Source organism: Franzmannia qiaohouensis (assembly GCF_031451695.1).
In the GTDB taxonomy this organism is placed as follows: Bacteria; Pseudomonadota; Gammaproteobacteria; order Pseudomonadales; family Halomonadaceae; genus Franzmannia; species Franzmannia qiaohouensis.
In genome coordinates this window covers 11,910-31,515 of sequence record NZ_JARWAM010000023.1, presented here as the reverse complement: position 1 = coordinate 31,515, position 19,606 = coordinate 11,910, and the positions used below count along the sequence as shown (strand labels likewise).

17 protein-coding genes are annotated in these 19,606 nt (G+C 66.1%); 5 read left to right on the top strand and 12 right to left on the bottom strand.

Annotated features, from left to right (window positions below):
- Positions 1–414 precede the first annotated feature (414 nt).
- From QC821_RS20380 to QC821_RS20370, 3 genes are all read right to left on the bottom strand, one after another.
- Positions 415–1,185, bottom strand: a complete 771-nt coding sequence (locus QC821_RS20380) for an NERD domain-containing protein (protein WP_309725143.1) — start codon at positions 1,183–1,185, stop codon at positions 415–417.
- Between the two features lie 346 nt (positions 1,186–1,531).
- Positions 1,532–3,244 carry a thiamine pyrophosphate-dependent enzyme gene (locus tag QC821_RS20375; protein ID WP_309725142.1) on the bottom strand — a complete coding sequence of 571 codons (1,713 nt, stop codon included), beginning with the start codon at positions 3,242–3,244 and terminating at the stop codon, positions 1,532–1,534.
- Positions 3,245–3,410: 166 nt separating this feature from the next.
- Entirely contained in the window at positions 3,411–3,629 is a 219-nt protein-coding gene (locus QC821_RS20370; RefSeq protein ID WP_309725140.1) for a hypothetical protein, read from the bottom strand.
- Between the two features lie 199 nt (positions 3,630–3,828).
- Here QC821_RS20370 and QC821_RS20365 point away from each other — a divergent pair, with 199 nt between their 5' ends.
- Positions 3,829–5,238 (top strand): PhoH family protein, encoded by a 1,410-nt coding sequence (locus QC821_RS20365; protein ID WP_309725138.1) that lies wholly within the window; start codon positions 3,829–3,831, stop codon positions 5,236–5,238.
- 44 nt (positions 5,239–5,282) lie between these two features.
- Here QC821_RS20365 and QC821_RS20360 read toward each other — a convergent pair whose 3' ends face one another.
- The 9 genes from QC821_RS20360 to QC821_RS20320 all read right to left on the bottom strand — a co-directional run bounded on the left by QC821_RS20360 (position 5,283) and on the right by QC821_RS20320 (position 15,582).
- Positions 5,283–7,160 carry a complex I subunit 5 family protein gene (locus QC821_RS20360; RefSeq protein WP_309725136.1) on the bottom strand — a complete coding sequence of 626 codons (1,878 nt, stop codon included), beginning with the start codon at positions 7,158–7,160 and terminating at the stop codon, positions 5,283–5,285.
- A complete protein-coding gene (locus QC821_RS20355) occupies positions 7,157–8,665 on the bottom strand; it encodes a proton-conducting transporter transmembrane domain-containing protein (RefSeq protein WP_309725134.1) in 1,509 nt (502 codons plus the stop codon). Before QC821_RS20355 ends, QC821_RS20360 begins: the two co-directional genes overlap by 4 nt.
- Positions 8,662–9,894 (bottom strand): complex I subunit 5 family protein, encoded by a 1,233-nt coding sequence (locus tag QC821_RS20350; protein ID WP_309725132.1) that lies wholly within the window; start codon positions 9,892–9,894, stop codon positions 8,662–8,664. Before QC821_RS20350 ends, QC821_RS20355 begins: the two co-directional genes overlap by 4 nt.
- Before the next feature lie 11 nt (positions 9,895–9,905).
- Positions 9,906–10,130, bottom strand: coding sequence for a hypothetical protein (locus QC821_RS20345; RefSeq protein ID WP_095623061.1), 225 nt, complete (start codon positions 10,128–10,130; stop codon positions 9,906–9,908).
- A gap of 53 nt (positions 10,131–10,183) precedes the next feature.
- Positions 10,184–10,831, bottom strand: a complete 648-nt coding sequence (locus QC821_RS20340; protein ID WP_309725129.1) for a DUF938 domain-containing protein — start codon at positions 10,829–10,831, stop codon at positions 10,184–10,186.
- Between the two features lie 2 nt (positions 10,832–10,833).
- Entirely contained in the window at positions 10,834–11,520 is a 687-nt protein-coding gene (locus QC821_RS20335) for an alpha/beta hydrolase (protein ID WP_309725128.1), read from the bottom strand.
- 79 nt (positions 11,521–11,599) lie between these two features.
- A complete protein-coding gene (locus QC821_RS20330) occupies positions 11,600–13,375 on the bottom strand; it encodes an SLC13 family permease (protein ID WP_309725127.1) in 1,776 nt (591 codons plus the stop codon).
- 222 nt (positions 13,376–13,597) lie between these two features.
- Positions 13,598–13,801 carry a cold-shock protein gene (locus tag QC821_RS20325; RefSeq protein ID WP_076746630.1) on the bottom strand — a complete coding sequence of 68 codons (204 nt, stop codon included), beginning with the start codon at positions 13,799–13,801 and terminating at the stop codon, positions 13,598–13,600.
- Between the two features lie 188 nt (positions 13,802–13,989).
- Complete coding sequence (locus QC821_RS20320; protein ID WP_309725126.1) at positions 13,990–15,582, bottom strand: L,D-transpeptidase family protein; 1,593 nt, start codon at positions 15,580–15,582, stop codon at positions 13,990–13,992.
- A 153-nt stretch (positions 15,583–15,735) separates the two neighbouring features.
- On the opposite strand from QC821_RS20320, the gene QC821_RS20315 reads away from it, so the two are divergent.
- The 4 genes from QC821_RS20315 (at position 15,736) to QC821_RS20300 (ending at position 19,496) form a co-directional block, all read left to right on the top strand.
- Entirely contained in the window at positions 15,736–16,470 is a 735-nt protein-coding gene (locus tag QC821_RS20315; RefSeq protein ID WP_422720134.1) for a murein L,D-transpeptidase catalytic domain family protein, read from the top strand.
- A 3-nt stretch (positions 16,471–16,473) separates the two neighbouring features.
- Positions 16,474–16,833, top strand: coding sequence for a DUF6164 family protein (locus QC821_RS20310; protein WP_309725125.1), 360 nt, complete (start codon positions 16,474–16,476; stop codon positions 16,831–16,833).
- 720 nt (positions 16,834–17,553) lie between these two features.
- Positions 17,554–18,585, top strand: coding sequence for a histone deacetylase family protein (locus QC821_RS20305; protein ID WP_309725123.1), 1,032 nt, complete (start codon positions 17,554–17,556; stop codon positions 18,583–18,585).
- Positions 18,586–18,665: 80 nt separating this feature from the next.
- Positions 18,666–19,496, top strand: coding sequence for a dienelactone hydrolase family protein (locus QC821_RS20300; protein WP_309725121.1), 831 nt, complete (start codon positions 18,666–18,668; stop codon positions 19,494–19,496).
- The last annotated feature ends 110 nt before the right edge of the window (positions 19,497–19,606 follow it).

Below are 19,606 nucleotides of genomic sequence, written 5' to 3'. Positions count from 1 at the left end.
ACTGAGCAGCCATCAATCAGTTAATCCGTTGTGAGTTTCACTTGTCGCTTATCTTCCAATCTCGCATATCAACCATTTAATCCGGATACCCTAAATTCTCACGCGCCAAACAGCCGCGCCGGCTACCTGTGGTCTTATCTCATGAGGAAGTGATGAACGTGCTGAGCAAGGTAGTCCTCTGGAATCAGGGTAAGCGAGGAATCTGGGCACGCTACCGCCAGGGGATGCTGCTCACCAGCCCCCTCCTTGGCGGTCTGAAACCACCGACATGTCTCCATCGAGATGTGAACCCGCTTCGAAACATGTGATTACATGCAGCTAACCAAATGAACCATCGGCATGCGTAGCCGCATCTTGTGGAGAGAGTCGTACGATGCAGGTCCGCATTGAGTCTCCCTCGCCTGATACCCAGCTTTACGCAACATCCTGCACCTCCCGGCACTTAGGGTAGGCCGAGCACCCCCAGAACCGATTACCAGCGTTTGCTCCCCGCTTCGACGTGCGAAGTACCATGCCGCTTCCGCACTTCGGGCATGTTCGCTCAGCGCTGGATTCGAAGCGTGCCTTGAGGTGTTTTACATGCTGTAGGTGAGTTTCCCGATTGGGCTCGAGCCGGCCGGTTGTGAGTCGTTCCAGTACGTCTTGAACCTGAGCGTCCGACAGCACAGGCACCCGGAATGACTTGATGTATCTCACATAGCCGCCGCCGATGGTGACGTTATCGGGCATCATGGTCTTGAACACGGCGCTGCCGGAGAAAACCACCAACGAGTGAATGGTGTCCGCCGGCACTTCGAGCAGGGCTTCCAGAGCTTTCACATGCTTATAGTTCTGGCGCAGCGGATTCTGGAATTTAAAGGTCTTGCGGTAGACCTTCTGAGTCCATTGGGCCTGTCTTTCGCTGCCGAAGATCCAGCCCGCCATGTGCTTGGTTTCGATGACGAAGATGCCGTAGCGGGAGACGAGTACGTGGTCGATCTGGGTGGTGCCGTCGGATGTGGGCAGCGTGATGTTGTGAACTCCCAGGTACTCTTCCGCCGGCAGCCGCACCTTGGCGACCAGCTTGACGAAGGCTTCGCCGAAGATGCCTTTGAACCAGCGAGACTTGATGATGCCGAGGAGCAAGACGAGGGGAAGCACCCACCACAGCGGCCTTGCGGCTTCAAATATGATCGCGTAATCCAAGATGTCATCTCAGCTATATAGAACGGCATCAGGCCTTTGCTACTGCCCACTTAGCTCCAAGCTAACGCTTTCATAGCTGTAAATCTACGTAACACGCCTTATTTTTGACCATGGTAGTCTCAGCGTAGGCAATGTCTTACGACTTGTAAGCGATGTCATACAAACCGAGATCGCTATGTGCGTTCCGAGACCTGCTCGGCACGCCTACTGGCGGCGTGTTTCATATTATCTCGATCAGCATGGCCGATTCCCTAGCGCCTATTTCACATCGGCACGCAGCGTGTCTGCTGCCCGAATGGTGCTGGCTAAAGAAGAGCACGGGCACCCACCGGGCGCCCGTGCTGATTCAACGCTTGAGGAAGTTGCTCTTGACCAGGCTTATCACCTCATCCATGCGCCCGGCCAGCACCGCCTTGCCGGAGTAGAGCGCGGTGGAGGCGACTTGGCCGGCTTCCACCTTCGGCGGCATCACCAGCTCCATGGGGTTGACCTTCACGTCCAGCAGCGCTGGCCCGGGCTGGGCAAACAGCTCGGCGAGGGCCATGTCGAGCTCGTCCTCGCGTTCGACGCGCTTGCCCCACATGCCGATGGCCTCGGCCACGCGCCCGAAATCGGGGTTGGTCAGGCCGGTGAAAGCATCGAGCAGCCCTTCCACCTTCTGCTCCAGCTCGACGAAGCCCAGCGAGCTGTTGTTAAAGACCACCAGCTTGAGCGGGATCTGCTCCTGCACCAGGGTCAGCAGGTCGCCAAGCAGCATGGCCAGCCCGCCGTCGCCGCACATCGCCACCACCTGGCGCTGCGGATGGGCAAGCTGAATGCCGATCGCCTGGGGGTAGGCGTTGGCCATGGTGCCGTGCTGCAGGCTGGCCAGGGTGCGGCGGCGGCCGTGGGTCTGGATATGGCGCAGCATCCACACCTTCACGCTGCCGGTGTCGGCGGTGAAGAAGGCATCCTCCGCCGCCAGGCGATCAATGGCTAGCGTCAGCTCCTGGGGGTGGATCAGGCCGTCGTCGCGGGTGTTATGGGCGGACTTGTCCAGCGACTTGTGGTAGCGCTTCCGGCACTTGTCGAGCCAGCGCGTGCTGGTCTGTTCCTCGATCACCTCGAGCAGCGCCTCGCAGGTATCACGGGCGCTGCCGACCAGGCCGATATCCACCGGATGGCGGCGCCCGATCTGCGCCGGGTCATGGTCGACCTGGATGATGGTCGCCTTGTCGGGGTAGAACTGGGTCCAGGCGAAGTTACAGCCCAGCAGCAGCAGGGTGTCGCACTCGGCCACCGCCTCATAGCCCCCCTCCAGCCCGTACACCCCGGTCATGCCCACCTGATAGGGGTTGTCGTGTTCGATGAAGTCCTTGGCCCGTGAGGTCCAGGCTACCGGCGCCTTGAGTTTTTCCGCCAGCGCCAGCACCTGCTCGCGGGCGTGCTCGCAGCCGGAGCCGGCAAAGATCGAGATCTTGCCGCCGCGGTTGAGCTGCTTGACCGCCGGTACGAACGACTCGGCGCTGGGGCGCATCGCGTAGTCGAAGCGGTGCGCCCGGTAGGGCAGGTCCTGGGACGGCGTCTGGGTAAACAGGTCGCCGGGCACGATCAGCACCGCCACGCCGCGCTTGGCCAGCGCCGTCTGGGCGGCGATGGCGGTCATGCGGCGGGCCTGCTCGGGGGACATCAGGGTCTCGCAGAATACGCTGTACTGCTTGAAGATCTGCGACTGGTCGACCTCCTGGGGAAAGCCGACCCCCGATTCGCCGATCGGCACCTGGGAGGCGATGAAGACCACCGGTGACCCGTTGCGATGGGCATCGAACAGGCCGTTGACGAAGTGCAGGCTGCCCGGCCCGCAGGAGCCGGCACACAGCGCCAGCTCGCCGGTCATGTAGGCCTCGCCGCCGGCGGCAAAGCCGCCTACCTCCTCATGGCGCACCGGTATCCACTGGATCTCGCTCTGGCGCAGGCTGTCGGTGAAGTGATTGAGCGTATCGCCGACCACGCCATAGCAGCGTTTGGCGCCGGCCTGCTGTAACGTCTCGACGATGATTTCGGCTACGTTGTGGCTCATGTGCGAATCCCTCCGCGTCAGCGGCAGCCCGAGTGGCTGCCTTTTCAACCCGCTGCCTTCATGGCACCGGCAGTATCTCTCAGCCTAGGCCCTGCCGCGGGCGGGTGACAAATCCCTCGCCTGCGTTAAGCGTTGACTTGGAGAGCGGCGTCAGTGCTCACTATGCTCAGTACGTATTGCATTGCGTCAATGCCAGGGAGGCGACATGCCAGAGACTAAAGCCATTGACCTGGCGCTTCAGGGCGGCGGCGAGCAAGCCGCCCGCGAAGGGCTCGAGGCCTTCTGACGCACGGCCTGCGACGCCTGGCTCGATGCCGCCTTCGACGACCTCGGCAAGTCCTCCACACTGGACATCGACAGCGTCTACCTGCAGCAGGAATGACACAGCGTTGACATCGGCAGTGGCACGTTGGGAGTTTGCGGCACATGCTGAAGTCGAAGGGTAAACCGCCACACACCTAGAGGAGGAAGGTAGCGCACGCATCATGGAAGCGACGCTGGGCACCAGATGACAGCCTGTCACATGACCGTAAGGTGTCACTGCCAGTGTCGACATTGCCGTCAACCAAGGAGTGCTTCCACCGATGGTACGACTCGACAAGAAGGCCACGAGGCTTTACGTACTGGACACCAACGTCCTGATTCACGACCCTGCCGCGCTCTACCAGTTCGAAGAGCACGATGTGGTCATCCCGATGACCGTCCTCGAAGAGCTCGACAAGCACAAGAACGGCATCCGCGAGATCGCGCGTACCGCTCGGCAAGTCAGCCGCACCCTCTCCGATATCACCAGCCAGGTCAGTTTCGACGACATCCAGCAGGGCATTCCGATCCCCCGCATCAGCGGTGAGAGCGGTCGCCTGCGCTTCCTCTGCTACCAGGACCTCAAGCCCCTCGACAACCTCGAGGACAGCCCCGACAACCGCATCCTCGCCGAGACCTGCCGGCTGCGCGACGAGCGCCCCGACGCCTCGGTGATCCTGGTCACCAAGGACATCAACCTGCGGGTCAAGGCCTCGGCGCTCAAGGTGCCGGTGGAGGACTACCTCAACGACCGCGCCTTCTCCGACAGCGACGCCATGATCGAGGGCGCCAAGGTCTATGCCGATGCCGGCCAGGACGGCAACGGGCTCTGGGAGTGCCTCAATGTCGAGGTCAGGGTCGAGCGCGTCGACCACCACACCTTCTACCAGCTCAGCGGCGAGATGCCGCGCGACTGGCACGTCGGCATGCTGGTCTCGGACAGCGACAACGGCGCCGACTTCGAGGCCATCGTGCGCGAGCTGACGCCCAGCACGGCCCGCCTGCAGCTGCTCACCAACTACCGCCACCACGCCGGGGTGTGGGGCGTGCACGCCCACGACAGCCGTCAGAACTTCACCCTCAACCTGCTGATGGATCCGGAGATCGATCTGGTCACCATCGCCGGCAATGCCGGTACCGGCAAGACCTTCATGACCTTGGCAGCGGCCTTCCAGCAGACCCTCGACGCCAAGCAGTTCGAACGCATCGTGTTCACCCGCGCGCCGATCCCCATGGGCGAAGACATCGGCTTTCTGCCCGGCACCGAGGAGGAGAAAATGTCACCGTGGATGGGCGCCTTCCACGACAACATGGACAACCTGCTGCGCAGCGAGGATGGCGACACCAGCTGGGACAACGGCGCCACCCGCCAGCTGCTTGGCTCGCGGGTACAGATCCGCTCGCCGGGCTTCATGCGTGGACGCACCTTGAACGACACCTTCCTGATCATCGACGAGGCGCAGAACTTCACGCCCAAGCAGCTCAAGGCGCTGGTCAGCCGTGCCGGGCGCAACACCAAGATCGTCTGCCTCGGCAACGTCGGCCAGATCGACACCCCCTACCTCACCGCCAACACCTGCGGCATGGCGGCGGTGGTCGAACGCTTCCGCGACTGGCCACACGCCGGCCATATCACCCTCAAGAGCGTCGAGCGCTCGCGCCTGGCGCTGGCCGCCGAAGAACTGCTGTAATCCCCCAGCCACGACGCTGCGCCCCGGAGGTCGGGGCGCAGCCGCTAGCCCGCCAGCACCAGCCACAGCCCCCCACCCAAGAGCACCATCAGCGGCACCGCCCAGCGGCGCAGCCAGGCTTCCCAGCGCTGCAGTGCCGTCAGCCAGACCATGGCATGACGCCCACAGCCGGCGGCGAGATCCTGGACGGTTTCCTGAGCATTGCTTAGCCGCGCCACCCCGCGGCGCAGGGGGCCGCTCAGCGAGCTCGCCAGGCGCACGTAGAGCGGCCAGAGATCGCCGGGCGGCAGGCGTTCGGCACGGCTGATGCGCGTGTGCAGCCGCGGTTCGAGATGGCAGGCCACCACCAGCGCTGCGGTGACTACCGCCCCCAGCATCACCGGCCACAGCAGGCCGGGCAGCTCGCCCCAGGGCGGCAGGTCGGCGGCTTGCACCGCGCCGGCGGGCGCCTCGGGCAGCGTCAGCCACCAGGGCACGGCGGCGGCCAGCAGCGCACACAGCGCCCAGGCCAGGGTCATCGACAAAGGCGCTGGGGCAGCGCCATGGCGGCGCGCCTCCCGCCAGGCGTGGGCCTGGCACCAAAGGGTACGTGCCATCAGCAGGCTGGTGCCGAGTGCCGCCCAGGTCAGCAGCGTGACCAGCCAGCTCCAGCCGGCGTCGTAGAGCCCCGCCTTGAGCACCCACTTGGCGATCAGCCCGCTGGCCAGGGCGCCGGCAAGCGACAGCGCCGGCAGCGCCAGCAGTAGCCACAGCAGCCAGCCCGGCAGCCGCGGCGGATGCTCGGTGATGCCCACGCCCAGGAACAGCGCGCCCTTGTTGAGGCCGTGATGGACGGCGAACAGCACCAGCGCCGGGGCCAGCACCGGCCACAGCGACGGGGCGATAAGGGCCAGCCCCACCAGCGTGGTCATCATGCCCATCTGACTGACGCTGGAGTAGGCCAGCACCGCCTTGGGGTGGCGCTGGGTCACGCCATACAGCGCCGCGCCAAAGGCCGCGACCAGTCCCGCGATCATCACCACGCGCCCCAGCCCGGCAAGCGCCGTCAGTCCCAGCGGCAGGGTCTGCCACCAGCCCAGCAGGCCGGCCTTGATCATCGCCCCGCTGAGCACCGCGCTGGCCGGGGTCGGCGCCACCGGATGCGCCAGCGGCAGCCACACGTGCAGGCCGATCACCCCGGCCTTGACGCCGAAGCCCAGCCACAGCAGCGCGGCCATGGCATTGGCCTGGGGCGCCACCGCCAGTCCTTCGCGCAGGCCGGTCAGGGTCAGCGTCTCGGCGCTGGCCGCCGCCCACAGCAGCCCGGCCAGGATCATGCCCTCGCCGAGGATCGCCATGATCAGATAGGCGCGACCGCCGCGATACGCCTCGCGGCTGCCGGCATTGACCACCAGGCCGTAGGCGGCGAAGGTCATGATCGCGAAGCCGGTGTAGAAGCTGGCAATATCCTCGGCGACGATCAACATCAGGTTGCCGGCCAGGGTCAGCGGCCAGAGCAGCACGAACGCCTGCAGGTCGCGTTCGGCATCCGGGTCGCCATGCCGCGCACGACGCGCCTTGCCGCCCAGGTAGCCATGGGCGTAGCCACCGGCCAGCGCCCACAGCAGCGCGGTGAAGCCGAGTAGCGCGCGGCGCGTGCCGTCCAGCCGCCACTCGCCACCGAGCAGCCACCAGTCAAGCGTGAGCGACGCCTCGGGCAGCGCCAGCGCTACGCCCAGGGCCGGCAGCGGCGCACTGACCCACAGCGCCACGCGCCAGCGGTACGGCCAGTCGCCGGCGATGCCTGGAGGCACCACATAGCGCCCCGAGCTGCGCTGTTCGATCAACGCGCGGCCGTGGCGCCAGGCCAGGGTGCCCGCCACCAGCGCCGCCATGGCCAGCGGCCAGGCCACCGTCAGCAGTAGCATATGCGCCAGGCTCATGGCAGGTACTCCTGAGTGGCGATCAGGCTGGCCCAGCTCAGCGGGCTGAACGGCAGGCCGGCAAAGACGCCCGCCAGCAGGCTGAAGGCCGCCGTGGCCAGCGCCGGCCACAGCAGCCAGGCGCTGGTCTCGAGCCGGCCGAGGCGGCGCTCCTCGGGCCAGGCACCGACGCCCTCCAGCGGGCCGGGCTTGAACCACAGCCGGTAGAGGATCGGCAGGAAGTAGGCGGCATTGAGCAGGCTGCTGGCCACCAGCACCGCGATCACCCACGGCATGCCGGCCTGAATCGCCCCCATGCCCAGGTACCACTTGCTGAGGAAGCCGACCAGCGGCGGGATGCCGATCATGCCCAGCGCCCCCATCGTGAAGGCCAGGCTGGTGCCGGGCATGCGCCGCCCTACCCCGTCCAGCTCGTCGATACGGTGGATACCCAGCTCCTCGGCGTAGTTGCCGGCGCAGAAGAACAGCGTGACCTTCATCAGCCCCTGATGCAGCAGATGCGCCAGCCCGGCGATGGTCCCCATCGGGCCGAACAGGCTGATGCCGAGCATGATGTAGGAGACCTGGCTGACCGTGGAGAACGCCAGGCGGCGCTTGATATCGACCTGGGCCAGGGCGCGCAGCGAGCCGTACAGGATGGTGAACGAGGCCGCGATGGCAAGCCCGGTCAGCAGCCCCAGCTCATAGCTCAGGGCGATGCCGTAGACGTCGTAGACCACGCGCACGATGCCGAAGGCCCCCGCCTTGACCACCGCCACCGCGTGGAGCAGCGCGCTGACCGGCGCCGGCGCCACCATCGCCTGGGGCAGCCAGCCGTGCAGCGGCACCAGCGCCGCCTTGACCCCCAGCCCCAGCATCAGCAGCACGAAGATGCCGATCAGCATTGGATGGTACTCAGGACCCAGATCGGCCAGCACCTCGCGCTGGCCGAAGTTGACCTCGCCGGCCAGGGCATGCAGCGCCACCACCGCGATCAGCAGCAGCACGCCACCGGTGACGGTGTAACGCAGGTAGGTGGCCCCGGCGGCCAGCGCCTTGGGCGTGCCGCGGTGGACCACCAGCGGATAGGTGGAGAGCGTCAGCAGCTCGTAGAACAGCAGGAAGGTGAACAGGTTGCCGGCCTGGGCGATGCCCAGGGTGCTGGCCACGCACAGGCTGAAGAAGCCGAAGAAGCGCTTGCGGTTAGGCGAGCCTTCCAGGTAGCCGATGGCATACAGGGTGGTGAACAGCCACAGCAGCGACGACAGCCCGGCGAACATGATGCCCAGCGGGTCGGCGCGCAGCTGAAAGCTCACGCCTTCCACCACGGTAAAGCCGAAGGCGTAGCTGTCGCCGCGGGCCACCCCAGCCACCATCAGCGCTACCAGGCCCAGCTTGAGCAACGCCGCGCCCAGGTTGATCGAGGTGCGCGCCAACCAGGCGCGCTCCGGCAGCAGGAAGATCAGCGGCGCCACCAGCAGCGACGCGGCCAGGGTCGCCAGCAGCAGGCCCGGGTTGTCGTTCATGGCGGGCCTCCTATCAGCGACACCAGCGGCGCAGCGGCCAGGCCGGCGCCCATGGCGGCCAGCGCCAGCAGCAGCGCGATGATATCCAGCGACACCGGCGGCACGCGCATCGTCTGCTCCTGCTCGGGGACGACGAAACAGTAGCGGAACACCCGAAACACGTAGGCGGCGCCGAGCAGCGTCCCCACCGCAACCACCACCACCCACTGCCACTGCTGGGCGAGGATCGCCGCGTGCAGCAGCATCCACTTGGCGGTAAAGCCGCCGCTCGGCGGCAGCCCCAGCAGCGACACCGCGGCCAGGCCGAACACCAGCAGCGACAGCGGCAGACGCTGGCCGACGCCCGACAGCCCCGCCAGGTCACCGCGCCCCATGGCCAGCACCAGGCTGCCCACGGCCATGAACATCGCCGCTTTAGCCAGCGCGTGGCTGATCACCAGCAGCCAGGCGCTCTGCCAGGCCAGCGTGGCGGCCGCCTCGGCGGTGCCGAACAGCAGCGGAAACAGCAGCAGCAGGTAGCCGACCTGGGCCACCGTGGAGTAGGCCACCACCCCCTTGAGCTCGGTCTGGCGCCAGGCCAACAGGCTGCCCCATATGATGGCCAGGCTACCCAGCCAGCCGATCAGCTGCGCGCCGCTCAGCGCCGCCGGTGCCAGCGTGGTCCACACGCTCACGGCCATGAAGAAGGCGGCCTTGATCACCAGCGCGGCATGAACCGTACTCACCGGGACCCAGGCCGCGGCGTGGGCCGGCGGCAGCCAGCCGTGCAGCGGAAACCCCGCCATCTTGATCAGCAGCCCGGCGCTTGTCACCGCCAGCCACCAGGGAGCGACCTCGACCTCAGCCAGCGCCACCAGGCTCAGGTCAGGCTGCTGGCTAGCCAGCCAGGCCACTGACGGCAGTAGCAGCAGCGAGCCGCTGAGGGTGCACAGCAGATAGCGACGCCCCGCCTCCTGCGAGGCTGGGCTTCCGGGCAGCAGCATCAACGCCACAGCGCATAGCGCGGTGACTTCCAGGGCGAGGTACTGGACGACCATGTGGCCACTGGCGAACAGCGTGCACAGCGCCAGCCATAGCAGCGCCAACAGCGGCCACAGCAGCAGGCTGCGGCGGCGCGGCGCATCGCTTGCCTGCAGATAGCGCACGCCGTGCAGCGCACTGGCCCCGACCACCAGGGTGGTCAGCGCCATCAGCAGCAGTGACAGACCGTCGGCATGCGGAAACGGCATCGGCCCGCCGGTCAGGAGGGTTTCTTGTTGGCGGCTTTCTCGATCAGTTGCTCGGCCTCACTGGGAGAGGCCTTGGTGACGCGTTCCATGACGTCGGCGCGCAGGCCGATCACGGTATTGCAGGATGCGCAGAATACCTTGTCGTCGGGGTTTCCGACTTGCGAGACACGCGCACGGTGGCTACCGCAGTTGGGGCAGCCGTCGGGCAGGCGGATGTCTTTTGACAGATCGTGCATGCTCACTCCTCCTTGATGACCTCTGGAATAGACTTGGGGCAGCGGCGCCGAGTTCAAGCCCCGCTGGCCGGCTCGACGCGCAGCACCACGCTGAGATTATTCGCCGGCATCTCTTCCACCGCCACCACCCCCAAGGCGTGACGCTCGGCCAGCGCCAGTATGGCCTCCAGCTCGCGAATGCCCCATTCGGGGTTGCGCTGGCGCAGGTCGGCATCGAAGGCGGCATTGCTCTCGGCGGTGTGCTCGCCGTCGCGCATGAAGGGGCCATACAGGTAGACCATGCCGCCCTCCGGCAGCCGCGCGCCGGCCTCGGCGAACAGCGCCTCGCTTACCGCCCAGGGCGAGATATGCAGCAGGTTGATGGCCACCAGCGCAGTGAAGTCAGGCACCGGCCAGGGCCGCTGGATTACGTCCAGCGCCAGCGGCGCCAGCAGATTGTCAGGCCCTTGCTCAGCGCGCCACGCCTCGATCGAGGCGCGGGCGGTAGCGCTAGGGTCGCTGGGCTGCCAGCTCAGGTGCGGCAGCGCGGTGGCGAAGTGCAGCGCATGCTCGCCGCTGCCGCTGGCCACCTCGAGCACCCGCCCACGCGGCGGCAGCCAGTCGCGCAGCACCTTGAGGATCGGCTCGCGATTGCGCGCCGCCGCCGGGCTCGACAGGCGCCGGTCGGGCCCAGGTGCCGCCATCGGGTCGAGGGTATCCATGTTCACTCCTGTGTCAGGCGGTCCGCCAGCCAGGGGCCGATATCGGCGACCTGCTGCGGGCACAGCGAATGCGGCATGGGGTAGCGCCGGAAGTTGACCGGATAGCCCATGGCGCGGGCGCGCTCGGCGCCGGCCTTGCCCAGGCTTTCCGGCACCACCGGATCCATGCTGCCATGGTGGGCCTCGATGACTAGCTCGCGGTTGGCCTCACTGGGTGTGATGCTGTCGGCGGTGGCGAAGTAGGTCGACAGCGCCAGCAGGCCGCCGAGCGGCTTGGGATAGGTCAAGGCCGCCTCGTAGGCCACCGCGCCGCCCTGGGAGAAACCGGCGATGATGATCCGGCGGCTGTCGATACCGGCCGCGATCTCGGCGTCGATCAGCCGATGCACGCGTGCCGCCGAGGCGCGCAGCTGTGTTTCGTCGACGCGGCGCCCGAGGTTCATCTCGAGGATGTCGTACCAGGCCGGCATCTGCATGCCACCGTTAACGGTGACCGGCATACGCGGCGCATGCGGCAGCACGAAGCGCACCGCGATCGAACTCGGCAGATTGAGCGCCGGCACCAGCGGCTTGAAGTCATTACCGTCGGCGCCCAGGCCGTGCAGCAGGATCACGCAGGCATTGGCAGGCTTGCCGCTCGACGGCTCGATGACCAGCTCGCCGGGGCCGTGGGAGGTCGCGTCACTCATGGTGGGATCGGGTTCCCTGATTGGCAAAACCCCCACCCTACCCTAAAGCGCCGCGAGCGGCGAGATGGCGGGCGTCGGCTCAGCCGCTAAACGGCCAGATCAGCGGGATCAGCACCAGCGCTACCACCGCCACCAGCAGGTTGAGCAGCCCGCCCACGCGCAGGAAGTCCCCGAAGCGATAACCGCCGGGCCCGTAGACCATCAGGTTGGTCTGGTAGCCGATCGGGGTCAGGAAGCTCGCCGAGGCGGCAAACATCACCGCCACCACGAACGGCATGGGGTTGACGCCCAGGCTCTCGGCGCTGGCCAGCACGATGGGGAAGGTAATCACCGCCGCGGCGTTGTTGGTGACCAGCTCGGTCAACAGCGCCACCAGCACGTAGGTACCGATCAGCAGCAACAGCGGATTGCCGTCGGCCAGGCCCAGTGCGCCGCCGGCAAGATAGGCCGCCGCTCCGCTGCTCTCCAGCGCCGCACCAAGGCCGAAGGAGGCGGCAATGGTCAGCAGCACCTGGGTGTCCAGGCCGCGCTTGGCGGCGCCGATGCTGCAGCAGCCGCTGATTACCGCCAGCGCCGCGCCCAGCATGGCCGCGTTGAGCATGCTCATGGCGCCGAAGGAGGCCAGCGCCACCACGCCGAGCAGGATCGTCCAGGCCAGCCAGGCCTTTTCATGCACCGGCCGCGCCGCGCCGTTGACCTGGCTGATCAGCAGGAAGTCCCGCGACTGGCGGTGGCGCTCGATAAACGGCGGACGCGCCTCGAGCAGCAGCACATCGGCGGGCTGCAGGCGGATCTGGCCCAGGTTGCCGGCGACCCGCTCGCCGTTGCGGCACACCGCCAGCACCGCGGCGCCGTAGAGGGTGCGGAAGTGGCCGTCGCGGATACGCTGGCCTACGAACTGGCACTGGTCGGACACCACCGCCTCCACCAGCCGGCGCTCCTTGAAGTCCTTGCTCAGGCTCGACTCGCCCTGGCGCGAGGGAATCAGGCCGCGGATCTGCTGCAGCTCCACCGCCGCCGCCGAGGTACCGGCAAATACCAGCCGGTCACCGCCCTTGAGCTTCTCGCCCGGCCCCACCACGCTGACGATATTGCCCGCGCGCTCGATCTCGACCAGAAACAGCTCCTGCAGATGGCGTAGGCCGGCCTCCTCGACGCTCTTGTCGACCAGCGGCCCCTTGGCGTCGACTTCCATCTCGATGGTGAACTCGCGGGGGTTGTCGAACGCCTGGGCCAGGCCGCGGCGGTCCGGCAGCAGGCGCGGCGCCAACCACCACAGATAGACCAACCCTACTACCGCCACCGGCACGCCGACCCAAGCGATGTCGAACAGGCCCATGGAGAGCTCCGGATAGCGGCTGGTGAGCATGCCGTGCACCACCAGGTTGGTACTGGTGCCAAACAGCGTCACGGTGCCGCCGAGGATCGAGGCGAAGCTCAACGGCATCAGAAAGCGGTGGCTGGGCATGCCCAGCCGGCGCGACCAGCTGATCACCGCGGGGATGTAGGTCGCGACCACCGGGGTATTGTTGAGGAAACCACTCATGCTCGCCACCGGCAGCAGCAATCGCGCCAGGGCGCCGCGCTCGCTCGTCGGCCGACCCAGCACCACGCGGATGATCAGGTCGATGCCACCGGTCTGGCGAATCGCCGTGACCAGCACGTACATGAAGGCCACGGTGAACAGGCCGCTGTTGGAGAAGCCGCCCAGCGCCTGGTTGGTATCGATCACGCCCAGGGTCAGCAGCAGTACCACGGCACCCAGCAGCACCATGTCCGGGCCCAGGCGGGTAAAGGCCATCAGGGGAAACACCGCCGCTACGACGGTCATTGCAAGCCAGGCATCGGGCGACATCGGCAGTCCATTGGCAAGAGGGTAACGCTGCCATTGTGACGGCCAATCTTTATAACAAAAAGTTATTTGTAGAAATTTATCTATTCGAAAATAGAATTAAAAAGGAAGGGAGGGAACCGGTGTGTAAGGTCGGGCCGTGCGGCGGGGGCCCAGAAACGCACAAGGCCCGCACATGGCGGGCCTTGTATTGTCCCTCGGGAGGGACACATCAAATGTCAGCGATTAGATGACTTTGATGTTGGAAGCCTGAAGGCCTTTCTTACCCTGGGTGACGTCGAAGGAAACCTTCTGGCCGTCTTGCAGGGTTTTGAAGCCGTCAGCTTGAATTTCGGAGAAGTGTGCGAACAGGTCGTCGCCGTTATCGTCCGGAGAGATGAAGCCGAAACCTTTGGTGTCGTTGAACCACTTAACGGTACCAGTTGCCATTTTTCAATTTCCTAATGCTTGATGATGTTGCGGGAATTACCCGTATCGAGTGGGTAAGACAAGGAGATACACCAGGCGACCGAAATTGATTCTGACAACGTTCGATTTCTACTGACGATATACAACTTGCTAACCAACTGCCAAACCAGAATGCGCGTTTCTCCGCCGCGAGTCAAACATATTTTTCACTAGCCTGTCGGGGCGTCCAGCGCACGCCGCACCGCCACGTCGCGGCCGTAGATGTCGGGTCGGAAGGCGATGCCACCAAATTCGTCGGGGCTCGCGGTCCAGTAGCTGAGGATCACCGGCACCCGATTGGCCAGCGAGACGTTGCCGGTGCGCCCATCCTCGATGCGCGTGGCGATGTCCCGCGCGTTCCAGCGCTGGCTGTCGGCCAGCAGCTGGCGCGCCAGCTCCTCGACGTGCTCGACCCGAATGCAGCCCGAGCTGGCGGCGCGCTGGGCGCGGTTGAACAGCCACCGAGCCGGGGTGTCGTGCAGGTAGATGGCGTGATCGTTGGGAAAGCGGATCACCAGGTTGCCGAGCGGGTTGTCGCCCCCTGCCGCCTGGCGCAGCATCACGCCGCCGGGATTGTTCCAGTCGACCTCGGCGGGGTCGAGCTCCTCGCCGCTCGGCGCCAGCACGCGCAGGTTGGCTTCCTCGAGATAGCCGAGGTCGTCGCGGATGCGCGGCAGCTTGTCCTCGCGGAAGATCGTCGGCGGAATCGTCCAGGTCGGATTGAAGGTCAGATGGGTGATCGCGGAGCGAATCGACGGCGTTTCGCGATACGGCTGGCCGACCACGATGCGCGTGCGCCAGTCGTCGCCATGCTCGCGCACGTGATGCAGCTCGTAGCCGGCGATGTCGACCAGCACGTAGGAGGCCGGCAAGTCGTGCAGCAGCCAGCGGGCGCGCTCGAGGTTGACGCGCAGCTGGTCGACGCGCGCCTCCACCGGCACGTTGAGCGCCTGCCGGGTGTGGCGACCGACCACCGCATCCGGCTCGAGCAGGTGGCGGCGCTGGAAGAAGCGCACCTCGCGGGCCAGCTCGGCATCGAAACGCTCGGCATCGTCGCCGGTGTCCGCCCCGGCAGCCAGCTCGACCCGCGGATAGTAGTCGGCGTCGGCCGGCAGGCTTGCCGGGTCGCGCTCCACCGCCAGGCGCTGGCGCAGCAGCGCCACATCGGGATGCCGGTCGCCCTCGCGCAGCGACTCGCTGCGCTCGGGCAGCTCGGGCCAGCCGCCGCTGGCGGCCACGCTGCGGTAGTGCGAGAGCCCGTCGCGCAGCGCCTGGTAGAAGCTGGCCTCGGGGCGCGCCTGGTCGAGCGCCGCCTCGACATCGCCGACGTCCAGCTGCTGCGACAGCGCCGCCCAGTCCGGCGTGTAGCCGGCCAGCGCAATGCTCCAGTCCTCTTCCAGGCGCCGCGGGTCGGTCTTGCCGCGTGCCAGATGGCGCATCGCCGTCAGCAGGCCGCGGGTCGCCTGCAGTTCGAAGGCGACCCGCGCCGCCTCGTCATCGCCAAGTGCCTCCCCGCGCTCGACGAGATCGTCGGGCAGGTAATCGTCCGGCGACAGGCCGTCGTCCTGCAGCGTGGCCACCGCTCCGGCTAGCGCCTCGACTCGCTCGGGCGACTGCCACAGCGCATGGTGCGCCCGGCTGCGATAGAACGCGGCGAGATCAGCATCCCGCGAGCCGCTGGTGGCCAGCTGCGACTCGATGGCCGGGGCCAGCGTTTGCGCGGCACCCGCGGGCAGCGCCAGCAGCGCTACGCCCAGACTCATCCCCACCACGAGCCACGCTCGCGCCCTGTTCCACTGCCCTGCTGTCGTCATTCGACGTCTCCGATACCGTCCCTGGTTTGGCTGATGCCACGTATTCTGTTCATAATAGCGCCGTTTATTGGTTCATTCTGTTGCGCCGGAGACGTCATAACAATGCCAATCGCCACACGCCTCCCCGTCGCCGGGCTTGCCCTGGCGCTTTTCATGCCCGTGTCCGCCCAGGCCCACGTGCTGCTCGCCGACACCCTGCAGCGCCTGGCACCCGACGCCGAGCCACAGGTACTGCGCCTCGCCGCCAGCGCCGTGCAGTGCGCCGACCCCGATGCCGAGCGCCTGGCGGTGATCGATTTCTCGCGCAGCGCCAACCAGCCACGGCTGTGGGTCTTCGACCTCGAGCACCAGCAGCTGCTGTTCGAGGAGTTGGTCTCTCACGGCCGCGGCAGCGGCGATGAGCAGGCCGAGTGGTTCTCCAACATCCCCGACAGCTATCAGTCGAGCCTGGGGCTATTCCGCACCTTGAATAGCTACTATGGCGCCAACGGCTACTCCATGCGCCTCGAGGGACTCGAAGCCGGGGTCAACGATCTGGCCTACCAGCGCGCCATCGTGGTCCACGGCGCCGACTACGTCAGCGAGGAGTTCATTGCCGAGAACGGCCGCCTGGGCCGCAGCTTCGGCTGCCCGGCGGTGCGCCAGGAGATCGCCCGGCCGCTGATCGATAACATCAAGGAAGACCACTACCTGTTCGCCTACTACCCCGATCCGCAGTGGCTGGCGGAATCGACCTACATCAGCTGCGGCCAGGTGGCGAGCCTGGCCAACAGCATCGACGCCCGCGGCGGCTCCCTCGAGCAGTCGCTGGACATTCACTACCGGGCAGCGAGGTAGCCGATGGCCGTGCTGCTATTCCGGCTCGGCGGCGTGCCCGAAGAGGAGGCCGCCGAGGTGCGGCAATTGCTCGACGAGGGCGGCTTCGATGTCTACGAGACCAGCGAAGGGCGCTGGAAACTCTCGGTGGCAGCGATCTGGCTGCGCGATGAAGCGCAACTGCCCGAGGCGCGCGCCGCGCTGGATGCCTACCAGACCGGCCTCGCCGAGCGCATGCAGCAGGATCTGGCCGAGCGCGAAGCCCGCGGTGAGCCGCTCAGCCTGTGGCGGCGCCTGCGCGAGCGGCCGCTGCAGGTGATTGCACTGACCCTGGCCGCCGCCGCGGTCCTGACCCTCTCGCTGCTGCCGTTCGTGTCGCTGTAGCCACGCCTCCTGCGTTGACGAACCGCATAGAAAGACGAAACCCCCGGCCAGCAGCCGAGGGTTTCGCAGTATCTACCTTGTTGCGGGCAATGACACCTTTTACAAGGCTGTCAGCACGAAAATCAACATCGCGATCATGCCCAAGAGAAAGCTCACACTTGCCGCACCCGCAAGGAACTTCATCATCACATCGCACCTCCCTGTACAGCGCAAGTACAGTAGGCAGCATCGCAGCCTTCTTCGTCTCGATACGCTAACCCAGGTTATGCTTCGCACACCATTGTGCTATTCACTGACGCAAAAAAAACGCCCCCTGAGGAAGGGGGCAAGAAGCAGGGGATGTCGGGGCTCGGTGGACTCCTTGGCGATCGTGACGTCCTGTCGTGAATGCCTTCCCTGTCCGTAAGGCCGTCCTGGCCTGAGCGTCCTAGCCATCTACGCGATCCATTGCGTAGGAGCTAGATTAACCATAGACACGAATTCATAATTGTACAAGTTTTGCGGGCAATCTTTTTACCCCACTAGGCCAGCACGGCAGGACCACAGCAAATAAGCTACTGATATTAAAGACGTGAGAGATTAAAGCGCCAAAGAGAGAAAATATTAGCCGTACAAGAAACAAGCCGTCATCGTCCTGGCGACGGGCAGCGTCTTCAGCTCTTGGCAGCACGCTACTCGACTGTGCATGATGAATGCCTCATCCCGTGCCCAGGAGCGACCATGCTGACCTTCCACTCGCCCGATACCCAACTGCGCCAGCCCGCCAGCGAACTTCACGGCGGCGAAATGGTGTCCCCCTTCGAATGCCCGGCGCGGGTCGAGATCATTCTGCGCCATCTGCGCGCCTCGGCCCTGGGCGAGATCCGCGCCCCCCACTCCTACGGGCTCGATCCCGTGCTCGCCGTACACGACCGCGGCTACGTCGACTTCCTGGCCGGCTGCTGGGACACCTGGCAATCTGCCGGCCTGCCCGGCGAACCGACGCCGTCGGTGTGGCCTAGCCGGCGCATGCGCGGTGACCGCATTCCCGAGCACATCGACGGCAAACTCGGCTACTACGCCCTGGCCGCCGAGACGGCGATCTGCGCCGGCACCTTCGCTGCCGCCCAGGCCAGCAAGGACATCGCCCTCGCCGCCACGGATCACGTGCTGGACAACGCCGCCCCGGCCTTCGGGCTGTGCCGACCGCCCGGCCATCACGCCGCGAGCGACCAGTTCGGCGGCTACTGCTTCTTCAACAATGCTGCCATCGCCGCCCAGCATGCCCTCGACCGCGGCCTGTCGCGAGTCGCCATCCTCGACGTCGACTACCATCACGGCAACGGCACCCAGCAGATCTTCTATGACCGCGACGATGTGCTGTTCCTGTCGCTGCATGGCGATCCCCTCGAGGCCTTCCCCTATTTCCTCGGCCATGCCGACGAGACCGGCAGCGGCCGCGGTGCGGGCTACAACGTCAACTACCCACTACCTACCGGTACCGACTACCCTCGCTGGTGCCAGGCGCTGGAGCAGGCCATGCAGCGGATTGGCGACTACCGCCCCGAGCTGCTGATCGTTTCCCTCGGCGTCGACACCTACGAGCACGACCCGATCAGTGCCTTCAAGCTCGCCAGCGACGACTTCGGCGACTACGGCCGCCGCCTGGCTCAACTCGGTCTGCCTACCGTCTTCCTGCTCGAGGGTGGCTATGCCGTGGAGGAGATCGGCCGCAACGTGGTCAAGGTGCTACACGGCTTCGAATCGGCATGATGCCAACGGCAGGATCACGCCGCGACGGCTATGTTGGAAGTGACACGCAGGACGCTCTCATCCGCTCAGGAGATTTCAATATGCACAAGCGACTCATCACCCTCTGCCTCGTCGCCGGGCTCTTCGCCACGCCGGCCCTGGCCCAGAGCGACGCCGACCAGCACCCCATCTCCTGGGGCCCGCAGGTGGAGGGCGAGCGCTTCGAATACAGCGCCGATGGCGAGACCTATCACGGCTACCTGGCGCGCAGTGCCAGCGATGATACGCCGCGGCCCGCGGTGCTGATCGTGCATGAGTGGTGGGGGCTCAACGACTACGCCAGGCAGCGCGCCGACCAGCTCGCCGCACTGGGCTTCGTGGCCCTCGCCGTTGACATGTACGGCGAGGGGCAGGTCGCCGATCATCCCGACCAGGCCGGAGAGTTTTCCTCCCAGGTGATGCAGAACTGGCCCGCAGCTCACAGCCGTCTCGAGGCGGCCATGGCGCAGCTGCGCGAGCATCCCGCCGTGGCTGACACTGGCATGGCGGCGATCGGCTACTGCTTCGGCGGCAGCGTAGTGATGAACATGGCCCTGGCCGGCATGCCACTGGATGCCGTGGTCAGCTATCACGGTGGGCCTACCCAGGCCGTGGAATCCCCCGACAGCTTCGACGGCGCGGTACAGATCCACAACGGCGCCGACGACCCGATGGTGTCCCAGGACGATCTCCGTGCCATGGCCAGCGCCCTCGCCGCTACCGGCGCCGAGGTGGAAGTGATCAACTACCACAACGCTACCCATAGCTTTACCAATCCGGGCGCCGATGCTGCCGGAGAAGAGTTCGGCCTGCCGCTGGGCTACGACCCCATCGCCGATGCCGCCTCCTGGCAAGCCACCCTGCTGCTGCTGGATCGCACCCTGAACGACTGAGACCAGTAAACCGTTCACGCCCCTGCCACCCGAAGGACCAGGGGCGTGACATTGAGAAGATGACGACGCGCCCGGAGATTGTTATGTTATAACATATAACACCCGATGAA

Bases quoted from the DNA above. Each gene is read 5' to 3' on its own strand.
- QC821_RS20340 (WP_309725129.1), bottom strand. From the start codon at position 10,831: ATGGATACCCTCGACCCGATGGCGGCACCTGGGCCCGACCGGCGCCTG.
- QC821_RS20355 (WP_309725134.1), bottom strand. From the start codon at position 8,665: ATGAACGACAACCCGGGCCTGCTGCTGGCGACCCTGGCCGCGTCGCTG.
- QC821_RS20335 (WP_309725128.1), bottom strand. From the start codon at position 11,520: ATGAGTGACGCGACCTCCCACGGCCCCGGCGAGCTGGTCATCGAGCCG.
- QC821_RS20310 (WP_309725125.1), top strand. From the start codon at position 16,474: ATGGCCGTGCTGCTATTCCGGCTCGGCGGCGTGCCCGAAGAGGAGGCC.
- QC821_RS20320 (WP_309725126.1), bottom strand. From the start codon at position 15,582: ATGAGTCTGGGCGTAGCGCTGCTGGCGCTGCCCGCGGGTGCCGCGCAA.
- QC821_RS20345 (WP_095623061.1), bottom strand. From the start codon at position 10,130: ATGCACGATCTGTCAAAAGACATCCGCCTGCCCGACGGCTGCCCCAAC.
- QC821_RS20330 (WP_309725127.1), bottom strand. From the start codon at position 13,375: ATGTCGCCCGATGCCTGGCTTGCAATGACCGTCGTAGCGGCGGTGTTT.
- QC821_RS20305 (WP_309725123.1), top strand. From the start codon at position 17,554: ATGCTGACCTTCCACTCGCCCGATACCCAACTGCGCCAGCCCGCCAGC.
- QC821_RS20360 (WP_309725136.1), bottom strand. From the start codon at position 7,160: ATGAGCCTGGCGCATATGCTACTGCTGACGGTGGCCTGGCCGCTGGCC.
- QC821_RS20375 (WP_309725142.1), bottom strand. From the start codon at position 3,244: ATGAGCCACAACGTAGCCGAAATCATCGTCGAGACGTTACAGCAGGCC.
- QC821_RS20350 (WP_309725132.1), bottom strand. From the start codon at position 9,894: ATGCCGTTTCCGCATGCCGACGGTCTGTCACTGCTGCTGATGGCGCTG.
- QC821_RS20365 (WP_309725138.1), top strand. From the start codon at position 3,829: ATGGTACGACTCGACAAGAAGGCCACGAGGCTTTACGTACTGGACACC.
- QC821_RS20315 (WP_422720134.1), top strand. From the start codon at position 15,736: ATGCCAATCGCCACACGCCTCCCCGTCGCCGGGCTTGCCCTGGCGCTT.
- QC821_RS20325 (WP_076746630.1), bottom strand. From the start codon at position 13,801: ATGGCAACTGGTACCGTTAAGTGGTTCAACGACACCAAAGGTTTCGGC.
- QC821_RS20300 (WP_309725121.1), top strand. From the start codon at position 18,666: ATGCACAAGCGACTCATCACCCTCTGCCTCGTCGCCGGGCTCTTCGCC.